Source organism: Streptomyces sp. NPDC019937, from assembly GCF_040631655.1.
Taxonomy (GTDB): Bacteria; Actinomycetota; Actinomycetes; order Streptomycetales; family Streptomycetaceae; genus Streptomyces.
In genome coordinates, this window is the sequence record NZ_JBEYAL010000031.1 from 86,127 (window position 1) to 100,303 (window position 14,177).

General features: G+C 72.9%; 12 protein-coding genes. 8 read left to right on the top strand and 4 right to left on the bottom strand.

What is annotated here, in order from left to right; translation table 11 throughout:
- Positions 1 to 104 precede the first annotated feature (104 nt).
- From ABZ562_RS28400 to ABZ562_RS28410, 3 genes are read left to right on the top strand one after another with little or no spacing between them, the layout of a single operon-like run.
- Positions 105 to 830, top strand: coding sequence for a glycosyltransferase family 2 protein (locus ABZ562_RS28400; RefSeq protein ID WP_361484933.1), 726 nt, complete (start codon positions 105 to 107; stop codon positions 828 to 830).
- Positions 827 to 1,486 (top strand): DUF2064 domain-containing protein, encoded by a 660-nt coding sequence (locus ABZ562_RS28405; RefSeq protein ID WP_361484935.1) that lies wholly within the window; start codon positions 827 to 829, stop codon positions 1,484 to 1,486. The genes ABZ562_RS28400 and ABZ562_RS28405 overlap by 4 nt, the downstream gene beginning before the upstream one ends.
- Positions 1,483 to 2,187 (top strand): methyltransferase domain-containing protein, encoded by a 705-nt coding sequence (locus ABZ562_RS28410; protein WP_361484937.1) that lies wholly within the window; start codon positions 1,483 to 1,485, stop codon positions 2,185 to 2,187. Before ABZ562_RS28405 ends, ABZ562_RS28410 begins: the two co-directional genes overlap by 4 nt.
- Here the strand turns inward: ABZ562_RS28410 and ABZ562_RS28415 are convergent.
- Together ABZ562_RS28415 and ABZ562_RS28420 are read right to left on the bottom strand one after the other, a co-directional pair.
- Positions 2,135 to 2,605: a hypothetical protein gene (locus tag ABZ562_RS28415; protein ID WP_361484939.1), complete on the bottom strand. Its 471-nt coding sequence runs from the start codon at positions 2,603 to 2,605 to the stop codon at positions 2,135 to 2,137. The two genes, ABZ562_RS28410 and ABZ562_RS28415, sit on opposite strands and share 53 nt — an antisense overlap.
- A complete protein-coding gene (locus tag ABZ562_RS28420) occupies positions 2,602 to 3,861 on the bottom strand; it encodes a molybdopterin-dependent oxidoreductase (protein ID WP_361484941.1) in 1,260 nt (419 codons plus the stop codon). Before ABZ562_RS28420 ends, ABZ562_RS28415 begins: the two co-directional genes overlap by 4 nt.
- 164 nt (positions 3,862 to 4,025) lie before the next feature.
- Between ABZ562_RS28420 and ABZ562_RS28425 the strand changes: the two genes are divergently transcribed.
- Positions 4,026 to 5,462 (top strand): hypothetical protein, encoded by a 1,437-nt coding sequence (locus tag ABZ562_RS28425; protein ID WP_361484943.1) that lies wholly within the window; start codon positions 4,026 to 4,028, stop codon positions 5,460 to 5,462.
- Positions 5,463 to 5,636: 174 nt separating this feature from the next.
- Positions 5,637 to 6,887: a hypothetical protein gene (locus ABZ562_RS28430; RefSeq protein WP_361484945.1), complete on the top strand. Its 1,251-nt coding sequence runs from the start codon at positions 5,637 to 5,639 to the stop codon at positions 6,885 to 6,887.
- A gap of 78 nt (positions 6,888 to 6,965) precedes the next feature.
- Here ABZ562_RS28430 and ABZ562_RS28435 read toward each other — a convergent pair whose 3' ends face one another.
- Positions 6,966 to 8,939: a transglycosylase domain-containing protein gene (locus ABZ562_RS28435; protein ID WP_361484988.1), complete on the bottom strand. Its 1,974-nt coding sequence runs from the start codon at positions 8,937 to 8,939 to the stop codon at positions 6,966 to 6,968.
- A gap of 393 nt (positions 8,940 to 9,332) precedes the next feature.
- On the opposite strand from ABZ562_RS28435, the gene ABZ562_RS28440 reads away from it, so the two are divergent.
- The 3 genes from ABZ562_RS28440 (at position 9,333) to ABZ562_RS28450 (ending at position 13,399) form a co-directional block, all read left to right on the top strand.
- Positions 9,333 to 10,637, top strand: a complete 1,305-nt coding sequence (locus tag ABZ562_RS28440; protein WP_361484947.1) for a DUF692 domain-containing protein — start codon at positions 9,333 to 9,335, stop codon at positions 10,635 to 10,637.
- A gap of 94 nt (positions 10,638 to 10,731) precedes the next feature.
- Positions 10,732 to 11,538 carry a TIGR04222 domain-containing membrane protein gene (locus ABZ562_RS28445; RefSeq protein ID WP_361484949.1) on the top strand — a complete coding sequence of 269 codons (807 nt, stop codon included), beginning with the start codon at positions 10,732 to 10,734 and terminating at the stop codon, positions 11,536 to 11,538.
- A gap of 85 nt (positions 11,539 to 11,623) precedes the next feature.
- Positions 11,624 to 13,399, top strand: a complete 1,776-nt coding sequence (locus tag ABZ562_RS28450) for an alpha/beta hydrolase (protein WP_361484951.1) — start codon at positions 11,624 to 11,626, stop codon at positions 13,397 to 13,399.
- A gap of 3 nt (positions 13,400 to 13,402) precedes the next feature.
- On the opposite strand, the gene hemQ is transcribed toward ABZ562_RS28450, so the two are convergent.
- Entirely contained in the window at positions 13,403 to 14,155 is a 753-nt protein-coding gene (gene hemQ / locus ABZ562_RS28455) for a hydrogen peroxide-dependent heme synthase (protein ID WP_361484953.1), read from the bottom strand.
- Positions 14,156 to 14,177: the final 22 nt, after the last annotated feature.

Consider the following 14,177-nt stretch of genomic DNA (forward strand, 5'->3'; position numbering starts at 1 on the left):
GGCACCCGGTCGGGCGGACCGTCCCGCCCCCGGCCGGGGGACGGGGGCGACGTCCGCGTTTCGTAAGGACCTGAAGTCCGGAATGTGGCTTTTTCGTTCGTAGGGTGGGCCGGGTGACCAACTCGACCGCTCCTCGTGCGGACGTCGTCCTGCCGTGTCTGGACGAGGCCGCCGCCCTGCCCTGGGTGCTGGAACGCATCCCCGCCGGCTGGCGCGCCATCGTCGTCGACAACGGTTCGACGGACGGCTCGGCCGCGCTCGCCCGCTCCCTCGGCGCCACCGTCGTCCACGAGCCCCGCCGGGGCTTCGGGGCCGCCTGCCACGCCGGACTGCTCGCCGCCGACGCCGACTTCGTCTGCTTCTGCGACTGCGACGCCTCGCTCGACCCCGGGCTGCTGGCGGGCTTCGTACGCGGCGTCGCCGAGGGCGACGCCGATCTCGTCCTGGGGCGCCGCCGCCCCGAGGGGCGCGGCGCCTGGCCGGTGCACGCCCGGCTCGGCAACGCCGCCCTGTCCCGGATGGTGCGCCGGCGCACCGGAGCCGCGCTGCACGACCTCGGCCCCCTGCGCGCCGCCCGGCGCGAACCGCTGCTGGCCCTGGGCCTCACCGACCGCCGCAGCGGCTATCCGCTGCAGATGGTCGTGCGGGCCGCCGACGCGGGCTGGCGGATCGAGGAGCGCGACGTGCCGTACCGGCCGCGGACCGGAAGGTCGAAGGTCACCGGCACCTGGCGGGGCACCTGGCACGCGGTGCGCGACATGCGGGCGGTCCTGCGTCAGCCGCCGCCCGCGGCCACCTCCGCCGGCGACCGCGCGGGGGCCGCGCGGTGAGCCCGGAGAACACGGAGAGCCCGGAGAGCACGGTGATCGTCATCGCCAAGGAACCCGTGCCCGGGCGCGTGAAGACCCGGCTCACTCCCCCGTACACCCCGGCGGAGGCCGCGGCGCTGGCCGAGGCCGCCCTCGGCGACACCCTGCACGCCGTGCTCGGGATGCCCGCCCGGCGCAGGGTGCTGGCGCTCGACGGGCGCGCCGGACCATGGCTGCCGCCGGGCATCGAGGTCGTGCCGCAGGGCGACGGCGGCCTGGACGAGCGACTGGCCGCGGCCTTCGCCGGATGCCAGGGGCCCACGCTGCTCATCGGCATGGACACCCCGCAGGTCAGCCCCGCCCTGCTGGCGCCCGTCCTGGGCCGGGACGGCTGGCGGGACTGCGGCGCCTGGTTCGGCCCCGCCGCCGACGGCGGGTTCTGGGCCCTGGGCCTGGCGGAGCCCGATCCGGAGCTCCTGCGCGGCGTGCCGATGTCCACCCCCACCACGGGTGCCGCACAGCGGCGCCGTCTTGACGACGCCGGGCTGCGGGTGCGCGAACTGCCCGTACTGCGCGACGTCGACACGGCGGACGACGCCGCGTGGGTGGCGGCCCTCGCACCGGGCAGCCGGTTCGCCCGCACCCTCGCCGGACTGTCCCGGGCCGCCGCCCGATGAGCACGGCGATACGCGAAGACGCGGGCGGCGCCACATCCGGATCGTGGCGCGCCGACCCCTATACGCGGGCGCTGAGCGCGGGCCGGGGCCCGCTGTTCCTGCGCCGCGCGGACGGCTGGCTGCTCCCCCTGGAGGTCGAGCGCTGGTGCGCGGACGCCGACGCGGCGGACCGCACCGTGCTGCGCCGGTGCCAGGGGCCCGTCCTCGACATCGGCTGCGGCCCCGGTCGGCTGGTGGCCGCGCTCGCCCCGCACGGCCACCCTTGCCTCGGCATCGACGTGAGCCGGGCGGCGGTCGCCCGTACCGTCCGCACCGGCGGCCCGGCCCTGTGCCGCTCGGTGTTCGAACCGCTGCCGGACGAGGGGCGCTGGGGCACGGCGCTGCTGCTCGACGGCAACATCGGCATCGGCGGCGACCCCCCGGCCCTGCTGGCGCGCGTGGCGCAACTCCTCGCCCCCGAGGGGCTGCTCATCGCCGAGGCGGCCGCGGCCGACGTCGACGAACGGGTCCGGGTGCGGGTGGACGACGGACGCGGCCGGGCCGGTACGGCGTTCCCCTGGGCCCGGGTGGGCGCCCCCGCGCTGCTGCGCCACGCCCGGACGGCGGGCTGGACCGCCGCGGAGCGCTGGACGGCCCGGGGCCGCGACTTCATGACCCTGCGCCGCGCCGCCGTGCCCGGGTCCACGACACCGCCGCCCTGACGCCCAGCCACAGCGCGGAGGCGGCGAAGAGCCCGGCGGTGATCGACAGCCAGCGCTGCCAGAAGACATCGGCGGAAAGCCCGGTGGCACGCTCGTAGCGGCTCACTTGCGTCCCCGCGATCAGCGGGAACCACACCAGCAGCAACAGCCCCGAGACGAAGGCGGGCACCCGCACGTGGTTCCGGGAGACGGGAGTGGGAACGGCCGCCCGCAGCGCCCGGTCGGCGAGCCCGTACAGCGGCAGCAGCACCAGGTCGTGCAGGACGGCCGCGCCGACGAACCAGAGCACGATCCCGAACCAGTCGCCGCGCAGCAGCCGTACCCCCGCGTAGCCGGTCAGCGCGAACGAGCACAGCAGCAGGAGCAGATGCGAGGGCGAGTCGCCGTACCGCCGCCGGAATCCGGAGCGGGCCTTCACGCCATCTCCCCGAAGCTCAGCCGGGCGACCCACTTGGTGTTGTGCACGCCCGGGGCGCCCGGGACGATGACGCGCGCCGGGTAGCCGTGGTCCGGTGACAGGTCCGCGCCGTTTACCCGCAGGGCGAGCAGGGAGCGCGGATCGCGGACCTGGTTGTCGCGCAGCACGACCGAGCGGAACGAGCCGTGCCGCTGGAGCGATTCGACGAAGACGGCCGGCGGCCGCTCGCCCAGGCCGACGAGCCCGGCGAGGTCGGCCAGCCGCACCCCCTCCCACCGCTGGTCGGGGGTGGACCACCCCTCGACGCAGGCGATCGGCAGCGCCGCCCCGTGCCGCGGCAGCCGCAGCACCTGCTCACGGGTCAGGACGACCTCACGCCCCGGGCCGCGCACCACCAGCCGCCACCCGGGACCGATGTCACGGGCGCTGATACCCACGGCCGCGGCGGTCTTGTTGATCTGGAAGCCGTTCGGCCCCCGGCCCGGCTCCCGGCCGTGCGGGGCGAGCAGCGCGGTGTGCCGCAGCGGCCCGTCGAGGCTCTGCCCGGCCGTCACCACCAGCAGCGCGGCCGAACCGGTGCCCACCATCGCGAGCGCGCCCCGCCGCGACATGGTGGGCGGGGCGGGGTCCGGGCTGACCAGACCCGTCTCGTCGGGCGGTTCCGGCCGGGTACGGGAGAGGGGAGTGCGCAGCTCCGCCCGCAGGTCACGGCCGCGCAGCGCGCGCACCATGCGGGGGAGGCGGAGCGCCACATGGACGGCGAACGCGCCCATGAAGATCCACGCCCCGTAGAAGTGCAGCGGATAGAAGGACCCGGGGAAGGCGTACTCCAATTGGACGTTGAGCACCCCGGTCACGAACTCGAAGAGCCCGCCGCCGACCAGCGCGAGCAGCGACAGCCGCTCGAGACCGTGCCCGAGGGAGCGCACCGGAGGCCGCTCGAACAGCTTGGGGGCGACGGACCACAGCTTGGCCAGCAGCACCGGGACCAGCACGATGCCGAGCGTGACGTGCACCCCCTGGGTGACGCGGTAGAGCCAGACGGGGTGGGTCGGCCAGGAGAAGAGGTAGAAGCCGAGCAGCCCCTTGTCCGGCGTCTTGTCGTTGACCGGGGACAGATCCGGGTTGTACGCGGCGTACGACAGCAGCCCGGTGACGAACAGCACCGGAATCCCGAACAGCAGGATCAGACCGAACACGGACGTCAGCCAGGGGCCGCGCAGGGGGCTCCGCCAAGCGGGTGGGCTGGGGTTCATGGCACGACCGTATGGCCGCCGGAGCGGTCATCAGGGGCTGCGACCCATGACGAAACGCTGACGTCGGTCCGCTCGGCCGTATCCCGCGGCCGGGATCTGACGGTTCGGTGACGTAAGCCGCCACAAGCGGCCGATCCGGCAGGTCACCGGCTTAGCGTGAGGCCGTGAAGCTCCCCCTCCGCACCGATGACCAGACCCTTCGTACGCCGGACGGCGACGAGCGGACCGGCCGCCGCCGGGATGTGCTCGCCGCCGCTGCCGCCGCGCTCCTGTTCGCCGTCGCGGCCGCCGTCGGCACCCTGATCCAGCGGACCGACCACACCCTGTACGTCGACTGGGCGCCGCTGTACGCCGACTGGCTGCCCCACGTCGGCCCCGGCACGCCCGCCGCCGTCGCCCTCGCCGTGGCCGTCGTCGCCTACGGCCCACGGCTGGCGGCGACGCTGCCGTGGCGTCGGCTGCTGTGGGCGGGCTGGGCGGCGGCGATGGCCTGGACCTGGGCGCTGGCGCTCGTCGACGGCTGGGGGCGGGGCGTGGCCGGGCGGCTGACGCAGCGGCACGAGTATCTGCGCGGCGTCGACCGCTTCCAGGACATCGGCGCCGCGCTGCGCGGCTTCACCGGTCACATCCTGATCACCCAGCCCGACCACTGGCCCGCGCACATCGCCGGGCATCCGCCGGGCGCCGTGCTCACCTTCGTCGGACTCGACCGCCTGGGCCTCGGCGGCGGCGGATGGGCGGGGGCGTTCTGCGTCACCGTGGGAAGCTCGGCGGTGGCCGCCGTCCTGGTCACGCTGCGCGCGCTGGGGCAGGAACGGGCGGCGCGCACCGCCGCGCCCTTCCTCGTCCTGGCCCCGGCCGCGGTGTGGGTGGGGGCGTCGGCGGACGGCTACTTCACGGCGGTCGCGGCCTGGGGGATCGCGCTGCTCGCGCTGGCGGCGAGCCGTACGGCCCGGGCACCGGGCGCCGTCGCCCTGGCCGCCGGGCTGCTGCTCGGCCTCACCGGGTACGTCTCGTACGGGCTCACGCTCATGGCGCTGCCCGCCGCGGCCGTGCTCCTCCTCGCCCGTACGGTGCGGCCGCTGCCGTACGCCCTGGCCGGGGCGGCGGTGGTGGCGGGCGGCTTCACGCTGGCCGGTTTCGCCTGGTGGGAGGGGTACGAGCTGCTGGTCGAGCGCTACTACCAAGGGGTGGCGGCGGACCGCCCGTACGGCTACTGGGTGTGGGCCAACCTCGCCGCCACGTCGGTCGCGGCCGGTCTCGCGTCCGTCGCCGGGGTCCGCCGGGCGGTCGGGGCCGCGCCGGGGGTGGTACGGCGGCTGCGCCACGGCGATCAGGTCGGGCACAGCGGCCGGGGCGGGCACAGCGGTCACGGCGGCGCGGACGCGCTCGTGGTGCTCGTCCTCGCCGCGCTGCTCGCGCTGGCCGTCGCGGATCTCTCCGGGATGAGCAAGGCCGAGACGGAGCGCATCTGGCTGCCGTTCGTGCTCTGGCTGCTGCCCTCCGCCGCGCTGCTGCCCGCCCGGGACCTGCGCCGATGGCTGGCGGCGCAGGCCGGTCTCGCGCTGCTGGTGAACCACCTGCTGCTGACCGGCTGGTGACTGACGGTCGATGAGTGGCCGATGTGAAGAGCAGGTGATACTTCTGTGATACTGAGCGGGGCACACAACTGAACCGTTGCCAGGGGGCGGGACCCGTTGAAGGCGTTGAAGACCTTGAAGGCATCGCAGTCCTTGAAGGCGTTGAAGGCATTATCGGCGCGGAACGCCTATGGCGTGGCCGCGCCCCTGGGGGCGCTCGCGGCCGTGGCCGTGGTGGTGGCGCTGCTCATCGCCCTGACCTCGCCGGGGGATACGAGCGGCGCGGTGGACGGCAGCGTCCAGGCCGCCGCGCCCGTACCGCGAGCCGACAAGATCCCCAAGGGCGCCAAGAAGAAGAACAAGTACGCCGACTGGGACGGCGTGGTGAAGGTGATCGGGGACGGTTCCACGGCCTACACCGGCCCCCAGCCCCACCAGCCGAAGATCAAGAAACTGAAGCCCGGGGAGAAGCCCCCGCAGTTCGTGGTCTTCTCCTGGGACGGCGCGCTGGAGAACAACGACCACCTGTTCTCCCGCTTCCGCAAGGTCGCCGAGGAAACCGACGCCAATATGACGTTCTTCCTCAGCGGCATGTATCTGCTGCCCAAGTACAAGAGCGACCTCTATCGGCCGCCGATGCACAAGCGGGGCTCGGCCGCCATATCCTTCCCCACCGACGAGCACATTCGCGAGACGCTGGAGCAGCTGCGCGAGGCGTGGCGGGAAGGCAATGAGATCGGCTCGCACTTCAACGGGCACTTCTGCGGGCCCAAGGGCGGCGGCGAGTGGACCACCGAGCAGTGGAAGAGCGAGGCCGAGCAGGCGTACTCGTTCGTGGAGCACTGGAAGACCAATACGGGTTTCACCGACGTCGAGCCGCTGCCCTTCGACTACGACGAGGAACTGGTCGGCGGCCGCGCCCCCTGTCTCGAAGGACAGAAGAACCTGATCCCGGCCATCAAGGCGCTGGGCTGGCGCTACGACGCGAGTTCTCCGGGTGACTTCCAGATATGGCCGTCCAAAATCGACGGAATCTGGAACTTCCCGCTGCAGCTGGTGCCGTATCCGGAGACCGAGAAGCAGGTCCTCTCCATGGACTTCAACTTCCTCTACAACCAGTCCGGTGACAGCACCGAGGGCGATCCGGCGAAATACGCCGAATGGGAGCGGCTGACCCGCGAGGGCTATCTGAACGGTTTCGAGCGCGTCTACAACGGCAGCCGGGCCCCGCTGTTCATCGGCAACCACTTCGAGACCTGGAACGGCGGCATCTACATGCAGGCCATCGAAGACGTGATGCGCAGCGTGTGCAAGCGCCAGGGTGTGCAGTGCGTATCGTTCAAGCAGCTCGCCGACTGGCTGGACGCCCAGGACCCGAAGGTCCTGGAGAAGCTGCGGATGCTCGACCCGGCGGAATCGCCGGACTGGTCGACGTACACGAAGTAGTTATACGCAGGTAACAGCGGGCCCGGCCCGGTCGCGTTCCGTCGACGCGACCGGGCCGGGCCTTTGCCCTGTCCCCGGCTACTTCTTCCCGGCGCCCGCCATGTAGCGCGTCCAGATGTCCAGGGGATAGGTGTCGCTCGCTTTTCCGGTGGTGTCCCCGCCCATTCCCTTGAGCGGCAGCAATTCCTGGGTCTTGGGGTCCACCCGCGACAGCGACACCGCCGTGGACACCTCGTCGGTGTAACCCACGAACCAGGACGAGGTGCCGTCCTGCGCCGTGCCCGTCTTGCCGGCCGTATCGGTCCCGACCGCGGCCGCTTCCTGCCCGGTGCCGCTCTGGACCGCGCCGTGCAGCGCGTCGTCCACCTGCGCCGCGACCTCGGCGGTGAACGCCTGCTTGGCGCGGTCCTTGCGCAGGGCGAACTTCTCGCCGTTACGGGTCAGTCCGCTCACCGAGTACGGCGGCACATGGGTGCCGTCCGCGGTGAACGTGGCATAGGCGCTGGCCATGCGGATGGAGCTGGGGGTCGCGGTGCCGAGCGAGAACATGGGCACCCGGGCGCCGAAGCTGCTGGGCAGCAGGCCCGCGTCGATGGCGGCCTGGCGGACCCGGTCGAGGCCGACGTCCATGCCGAGCTGCATCATCGGGGTGTTGATGGACTGCACGATCGCCTGGCGCAGGCTGACCTGCCCATAGGACCGCTCGCCGTCGTTCTCGCCCCGCACGATCTTGCCGCCGCGGTCCCAGTAGGGCCCCTCGGGGGTCTTCACGGCGACCTTGTTGTTGCCGTCGTAGAGCGTGGTGGGGGCGACGGGCGTGCGGGGGCTGTTGCGCTCCTTGAGCACGCCGTCACGCAGGGCCGCCGCGTAGACGAAGGGCGTGAAGGCGGTGCCCGCCGGGACGGTGGAGGCGTTCGCGTCGTTGAAGCCCTGTTCCAGATAGCCGGGGCCGCCGTACAGCGCCTCGATGCGTCCCTTGGGTGTCACGGAGGCGGCGCCGATGCGCACGTACCGGTCCTCCCGGCGGTTCTTGGGGTCGAGACCGTCGCGGGTCTTCTTCACCGAGGCGGCGAGCGCCTTGACCTTCGCCTTCTCGAAGGTGGTGTGAATCTGATAGCCGCCGAGGTCGAAGTCGGCGTCGGAGATGGCGGTATGGGAACTCACATACGCCTTCGCGGTCTCCACCAGATAGCCGACCTGGCCGGTGAGCCCCGCCGGCCGGGGCGCCTGCTGGGGCTGGGGGAACGTGGTGTACTTCGCCCGCTCGGCCTTGGAGAGCTTTCCGATGTCGACCATCCGGTCCAGCACCCATTTCCAGCGCTCCACCGCCCGTTTGTGGTTCTTCGCGCTGAGCGTCGGGTCGAAGGTTCCGGCGCCCTTGAGCAGCGAGGCGAGCATCGCGCCCTCGCTCGCGTCGAGCCGGGAGACATCCTTGCCGTAGTACGCGTAGGAGGCCCGCTGAATGCCGTAGGTGCCGCGCCCGAACCAGCTGGTGTTCAGATAGCGCTGGAGAATCTCCTGCTTGCTCATCCGGTCGTCGAGCTTGATGGCCATGAACATCTCGGTGAGCTTGCGGGAGAACGTCTGGCGCTGATTCAGATAGGCGTTCTTCACATACTGCTGGGTGATGGTCGAGCCGCCCTGGGTCTCACCGCCCGTCACCATCCGGGTCACGGCGCGCATCAGACCGCTCGGGGAGACACCGCTGTCCGAGTAGAAACTCGCGTTCTCGGCGGCGAGGATCGCCCACTGGACCTTTTCCGGCACCTTGGACAACGGCACCTCCTGACGGTTCACCGGACCCGTGCGGGCCATCTCGGAACCGTCGGCCCAGTAGTAGACGTTGTCCTGCTGGGTGGCGAAGTCGTTGAGGTTCTTGGGGATGTCGGTCTGCATGTAGAGATAGCTCAGGACACCGGTGAGACTCCCGAGGCAGAACACGAAGAGGAGGCCCACCTGACGCCACGACGGCAGCCACCTCCGCGCACCCTGCCTCCCCGCCCTGGGGTAGTCGAGCCGTATATGACGGGCCGCCCAGCGACGTATCTGCATCCCCCGGCCGACCGACGACGGCGGCGGCTTACGGTGTGCGTTACGGCGGTGCTTCCCCATGGCATTGTTGCTGCTGCCCAGCACGTGTGTTCCCCCACGCTCGCTCCGCGCGCGGGCGCGGCACAAAGGTGTGATCTTCCATCCCCCCAGACCACACGACCTTATTCTCCCTTCCGAACATCTGTCGCCACAGGGCCCCAAAATTTTGTAACAGTGCTGATATTCCGCAACTCACCGCCCCGCCATGGCCGTCGAGGGGACCAGGGCGGCCCGGCACAGCGGGGCGCAGCGTGACACCCTGAAGCTCAAATGAACCTCTGAACCGCGAGTGCCGTGGATTCGTCCTTCTTCCCGCGGGTCATGACCAGCACGACGGCACAAGAAGGGGGAGCCATGACGCACCTCGGTACCGGAATCGGCTGGCGACCGGAAATCGCCGAGGACATCGCGCGCCTGCCCGGCATCGACTGGGTGGAGGTCGTGGCCGAAAACGTCTGCCCCGGGCATGTGCCCGACGCGCTGCTGCGGCTGCGCGAGCGCGGCACGACGGTGGTTCCGCACGGCGTCTCCCTCGGCCTCGGCGGCGCCGAGCGGCCGGACCCCGAGCGGCTGTCGGCCCTCGCCGAGCGGGCGGAGGCGCTGGGTTCGCCCCTGGTCACCGAGCACATCGCGTTCGTACGGGCCGGAGGGCCGCTCACCGGCTCGCCCGCCATCGAGGCAGGCCACCTGCTGCCCGTGCCGCGCACCCGGGACGCGCTGGACGTGCTGTGCGAGAACGTGCGGATCGCCCAGGAGGCGCTGCCGGTGCCGCTCGCGCTGGAGAACATCGCGGCGCTGATCTCCTGGCCCGGCGAGGAGATGACCGAGGGGCGGTTTCTGGCCGAGCTGGTCGAGCGGACCGGCGTACGGCTGCTCATCGACGTCGCCAATCTGCACACCAACCACGTCAACCGGGGCGAGGACCCGGCCGAGGCGCTGGACCAGCTGCCGACCTCCGCCATCGCGTACGTCCATGTGGCCGGCGGCGTCGAGCGGGACGGGGTGTGGCACGACAGCCACGCCCATCCGGTGACGCGACCGGTGCTCGACGTGCTCGCCGAGCTGTGCGCCCGTACGACGCCGCCCGGGGTGCTGCTGGAGCGGGACGAGGACTTCCCGGCGGCCGAGGAGCTGGCCGCCGAGCTGGAGGCGATCCGCGCGGTGACGGCCGCCGGGGCGGCGGCCACCGAGCCCGTGCCCGCACCGGAGCACACTCCGGACGGACCGGGCATATCCGGTACCGATGCCGCCCGGGAGCGGCTGGCGCGCGCCCAGACCGCCCTGCTGTCGGCGCTCGTGGCGGGCGCCCCGGCGCCGGAGGGCTTCGACCGGCAGCGGCTCGGGGTCCAGAGCCGGGCGCTGACGGCCAAGCGGGCCGGGGTGGTCGCCAAGGTCGCCCCCGAACTGCCGGAGATCCTGGGCGACGGCTACCGCCGGGTGTTCGAGCGGTACGCCGAGGGCCGCCCCATGACCGGCGGCTACCGCCGCGACGCGATGGCGTTCGTCGAGCAGCTGCTGGCGGCCGACGACGTGCGGGACACCGCGACGCGGCGACGGCTGACGCTGTGGTGGCAGGAGCGCTCCGGGCCCGCCCCGCTGTCCTCGCACCCGCTGGCGCGCTTCGCCCGCCGGGCCCGGCTCGTGCTGAGCGGAGGATGAGCGCGCCGTGACGTCATGGCCGCAACAGGCCCTCGAATCGCGCATTTCGCGAAATCTCTGGTGCGGAACCGGTCGGGTCCAGTAGAACTCGGCCATGTTGTGGGTCCTGTTCCTGCTCGTCGCATGGTGCTCGGCGGTGGTCAGCTGCGCCCGCCTGTGCCTCGCCGCGGTCGCGGCCGCCCAGCCGATGGACGCCGGTCCGGAGCCGGAGGGGCGGGCCCTGACCCTGTACGAGGCGGCGTTCCTGGCCGGAGGGCCGCGGCGGGTCGCCGATCTCGCCCTGGTGTCGATGTCCCGTGAGCGCCGGCTGCTGCTCGCCCACACCGGCTGGGTCACCGTCGTGGACCCGGACGGCCGGGACGACGTCGAACGCTCGGCCATCGCCGCGATAGGCCCGCTGGGCCAGTCCCCCGTGCCGCCGGTACGCACCGCGCTGGCCGACGCCGGCCCGGTGCGGGCGCTGGCCGACCGGCTGGTGGCGGCGGGGCTCGCGGTGCCCGCGGGGGCGCGGGCGAACGTGGCGGCCGCGGTGCGGCAGGTGCGGCTGGCGTGCGTCGTGGTCCTGCTGACCGGGGTGGTCGCGCTGCTGATGGTGCCGCCCGCGTCGGGCCCGGGGCCGGCGCTGGCGTGGTTCGCGCTGCCGCTGCTCCTCACGACGGGCTGTCTGGTCATCGCGCGGGTCGAGGTGCACCCGTACTCGCCCTGGGCCTCCCCCACCGGTCAGCGGCTGCTGGGCCGGATCGATGTGCCGCCGCGGCGGCCCGTCGCCCAGCGGGCCGGGGGCGGGGCCGACGAGGAGCACGACGACGGGGAGTTACTCACCGCGCTCGCCGTCCACGGCACCGTCGCCCTGCCCGATCCGGCGCTGCGCGCGGCACTGAGGGCGCATTGGGGTCATTGACCCCGACACCGAGGCCCGGTGCTTTACATGGCCAACCGCCGCACCAAGTATCCCCTGTATCGCGCGATGTGCGGAGGGACGGCTTGTGAGAGCAGCAGCGCTGTACGGCATCCTCGGCCCGCTGTCCCTGTCCCTGGCCATGACCGCGCTGTTCGCCACCCCCGCCACCGGCAGACCGCTCGCCGCGCCGCCCGCACGCCCCGCCACGGCGGTCGCCGCCGGGGGCCCGGCGGTGACCGCCGTCGCGGCGGCCGCGCCCGCCTGGTCCGCCTCGCCCGCCTCCGCCGTGCTGGCCTCCCCCGCGCTGGCCGTGCCCCGGGGCGGCGCCGCCGAGGCCCGCGGGGTGGCGGTGGCGGCCCGGAAGGCGGCCGCCCGGGGCATCGCCTTCGGCCACTGCCCGCGCGTCGAGGAGCTGTCGTCCGGCGTCCGCTGCGGCACCGTCTCCGTACCGCTGGACTACGCGCGGCCGCACGGCAAGCACATCCGCCTCACCGTCAGCCGGATCCGCGCCTCCGGCCCCGCGGCCCGGCGGCAGGGCGCACTGGTCTACAACCCGGGCGGGCCGGGCGCGTCCAGCATGACGTTCCCCGAGTACGCCGCCGAGGACGCCTTCCACAAGACGGCCGCGGTCTACGACTTCGTCGGCTACGCGCCCCGCGGAGTCGGCCGCTCCGCTCCGGTGTCCTGCCGGCCCCCGGCGGACTTCGCCAAGACGCCGACCAGCTCACCGCAGCACCCCTCCACGGCGTATCTGCGGGCGATGGTGACACGGGCGCGCGCCTACGCCCGGGGCTGTGCGCGCCGTACGGGGGCGGCCCTGCGGCACATCACCACGCTCAACAACGCCCGTGACCTGGATGTGCTGCGCGCCGCGCTCGGCGAGAAGCGGCTGACGTTCGTGGGCGCCTCGTACGGCACGTACTACGGCGCCGTCTACGCGACGCTCTTCCCCCGCCATGTGCGCCGCATGGTGTTCGACAGCGTGGTCAACCCCGGCCCCTGGCAGATCTGGTACCGCAACAACCTCGACCAGTCCCTGGCCTTCGAGCGGCGCTGGGCGGACTGGCGCCGCTGGGCCGCCCGGCACCACGCCGTCTACCACCTCGGCACGACCCCCGCCCGGGTGCTCGCGGCGTACCGGAAGGCGGCCCACCGCCTGGCGCGGAAACCCGCGGGCGGCCGCGTCGGCACCGGCGAGCTGCAGGACGCGTTCGTGCGGGCGGGCTACAACGACGCCTACTGGGATCCCAGCGCGCGGGCCCTCTCCGCCTATCTGCGCGGCGATTCCCGGCCGCTGATCGAACTGGCCGCGTCCGAGTCCGGGGACGCGGTGGCCGACGAGAACGGCAACGCCGTCTACACCGCCGTGGAGTGCAACGACGCGCCCTGGCCGCGCGACTGGGCGAGCTGGAAGCGGGAGAACACCGCCCTCGCGCGCCGCGCGCCCTTCGAGACCTGGGACAACGTGGCGATGAACCTGCCCTGCGCCTACTGGCCGCTGGGGCACGACACCCCCCTGGACGTGACCGCCCGGCCGGGGCTGCCGCCGGTGCTGCTGCTGGCGGCCGAACGGGACGCGGCCACCCCGTACGCGGGCGCCAAGGAGCTGTGGCGCAGGCTCCCCACCGCCTCCCTGGTGACCGAGCGCAAGGCCGGTACGCACGGCCTGTGGGGCGGGCCGAACGCCTGCGTCAACCGCAAGGTCGACACGTACCTGCTGACCGGGAGGACACCGGGCCGGACGGCCTACTGCGCGCCGCGCCCGGCGCCGGAGCCGCGCCCGGCGCCGGTGCCCGAGTCCGGCAAGCAGCCCGCGCTGCCCGGCGCCCCGGGAGGGTCCGGGGTGCCGGGGATGCCGTGACCGTCAGGCCAGACCGGCGACCAGCTCGGAGACCGGCTTGCGCCGCCCGGTGTAGAACGGCACCTCCTCGCGCACATGACGGCGCGCCTCGGAGGCGCGCAGATGGCGCATCAGGTCGACGATCCGGTGCAGCTCGTCCGCCTCGAAGGCCAGGATCCACTCGTAGTCGCCGAGGGAGAACGACGCGACGGTGTTGGCGCGCACATCCGGGAAGCCGCGCGCCATCTTGCCGTGGTCCGCGAGCATCGTGCGGCGCTCCTCGTCGGGGAGGAGATACCAGTCGTAGGACCGCACGAAGGGGTAGACGCTGACGTAGTCGCGCGCGTGCTCGTCCGCGAGGAACGCGGGGATGTGCGACTTGTTGAACTCCGCCGGGCGGTGCAGCGCCATGTTCGACCAGACCGGCTCCAGGGCGCGGCCGAGCCGGGTGCGGCGGAAGAGGTTGTACGCCTCCTGCAGGGCGTCGGAGGTCTCCGAGTGCCACCAGATCATGACGTCCGCGTCCGCCCGCAGCCCGGAGAGGTCGTAGGTGCCGCGCACGGTGACGTCCTTGGCGGCGAGCTGCGCGAACAGCTGCTCGACCTCGTCGGCGTAGCCGGTGCGGTCCTCCGGCAGCACATCGCGCAGCCGGAACACCGACCACAGGGTGTAGCGGATGACCTCGTTGAGGTCCTTGGCCTTCTTCCCGGCGTTGGGGGCCTTCGGAGACGGGGTGGTCTCGGGCGTGTCGGGGGTCTCGGGAACAGCAGCAGTCATGGCTCCTATTCTCGCTCTCCGC

What these genes read in the sequence shown, in the direction of transcription:
- ABZ562_RS28445 (WP_361484949.1), top strand. Translation starts at nt 10,732, where the DNA reads ATGTTGTGGGTCCTGTTCCTGCTCGTCGCATGGTGCTCGGCGGTGGTC.
- ABZ562_RS28435 (WP_361484988.1), bottom strand. Translation starts at nt 8,939, where the DNA reads ATGCAGATACGTCGCTGGGCGGCCCGTCATATACGGCTCGACTACCCC.
- hemQ (WP_361484953.1), bottom strand. Translation starts at nt 14,155, where the DNA reads ATGACTGCTGCTGTTCCCGAGACCCCCGACACGCCCGAGACCACCCCG.
- ABZ562_RS28440 (WP_361484947.1), top strand. Translation starts at nt 9,333, where the DNA reads ATGACGCACCTCGGTACCGGAATCGGCTGGCGACCGGAAATCGCCGAG.
- ABZ562_RS28410 (WP_361484937.1), top strand. Translation starts at nt 1,483, where the DNA reads ATGAGCACGGCGATACGCGAAGACGCGGGCGGCGCCACATCCGGATCG.
- ABZ562_RS28420 (WP_361484941.1), bottom strand. Translation starts at nt 3,861, where the DNA reads ATGAACCCCAGCCCACCCGCTTGGCGGAGCCCCCTGCGCGGCCCCTGG.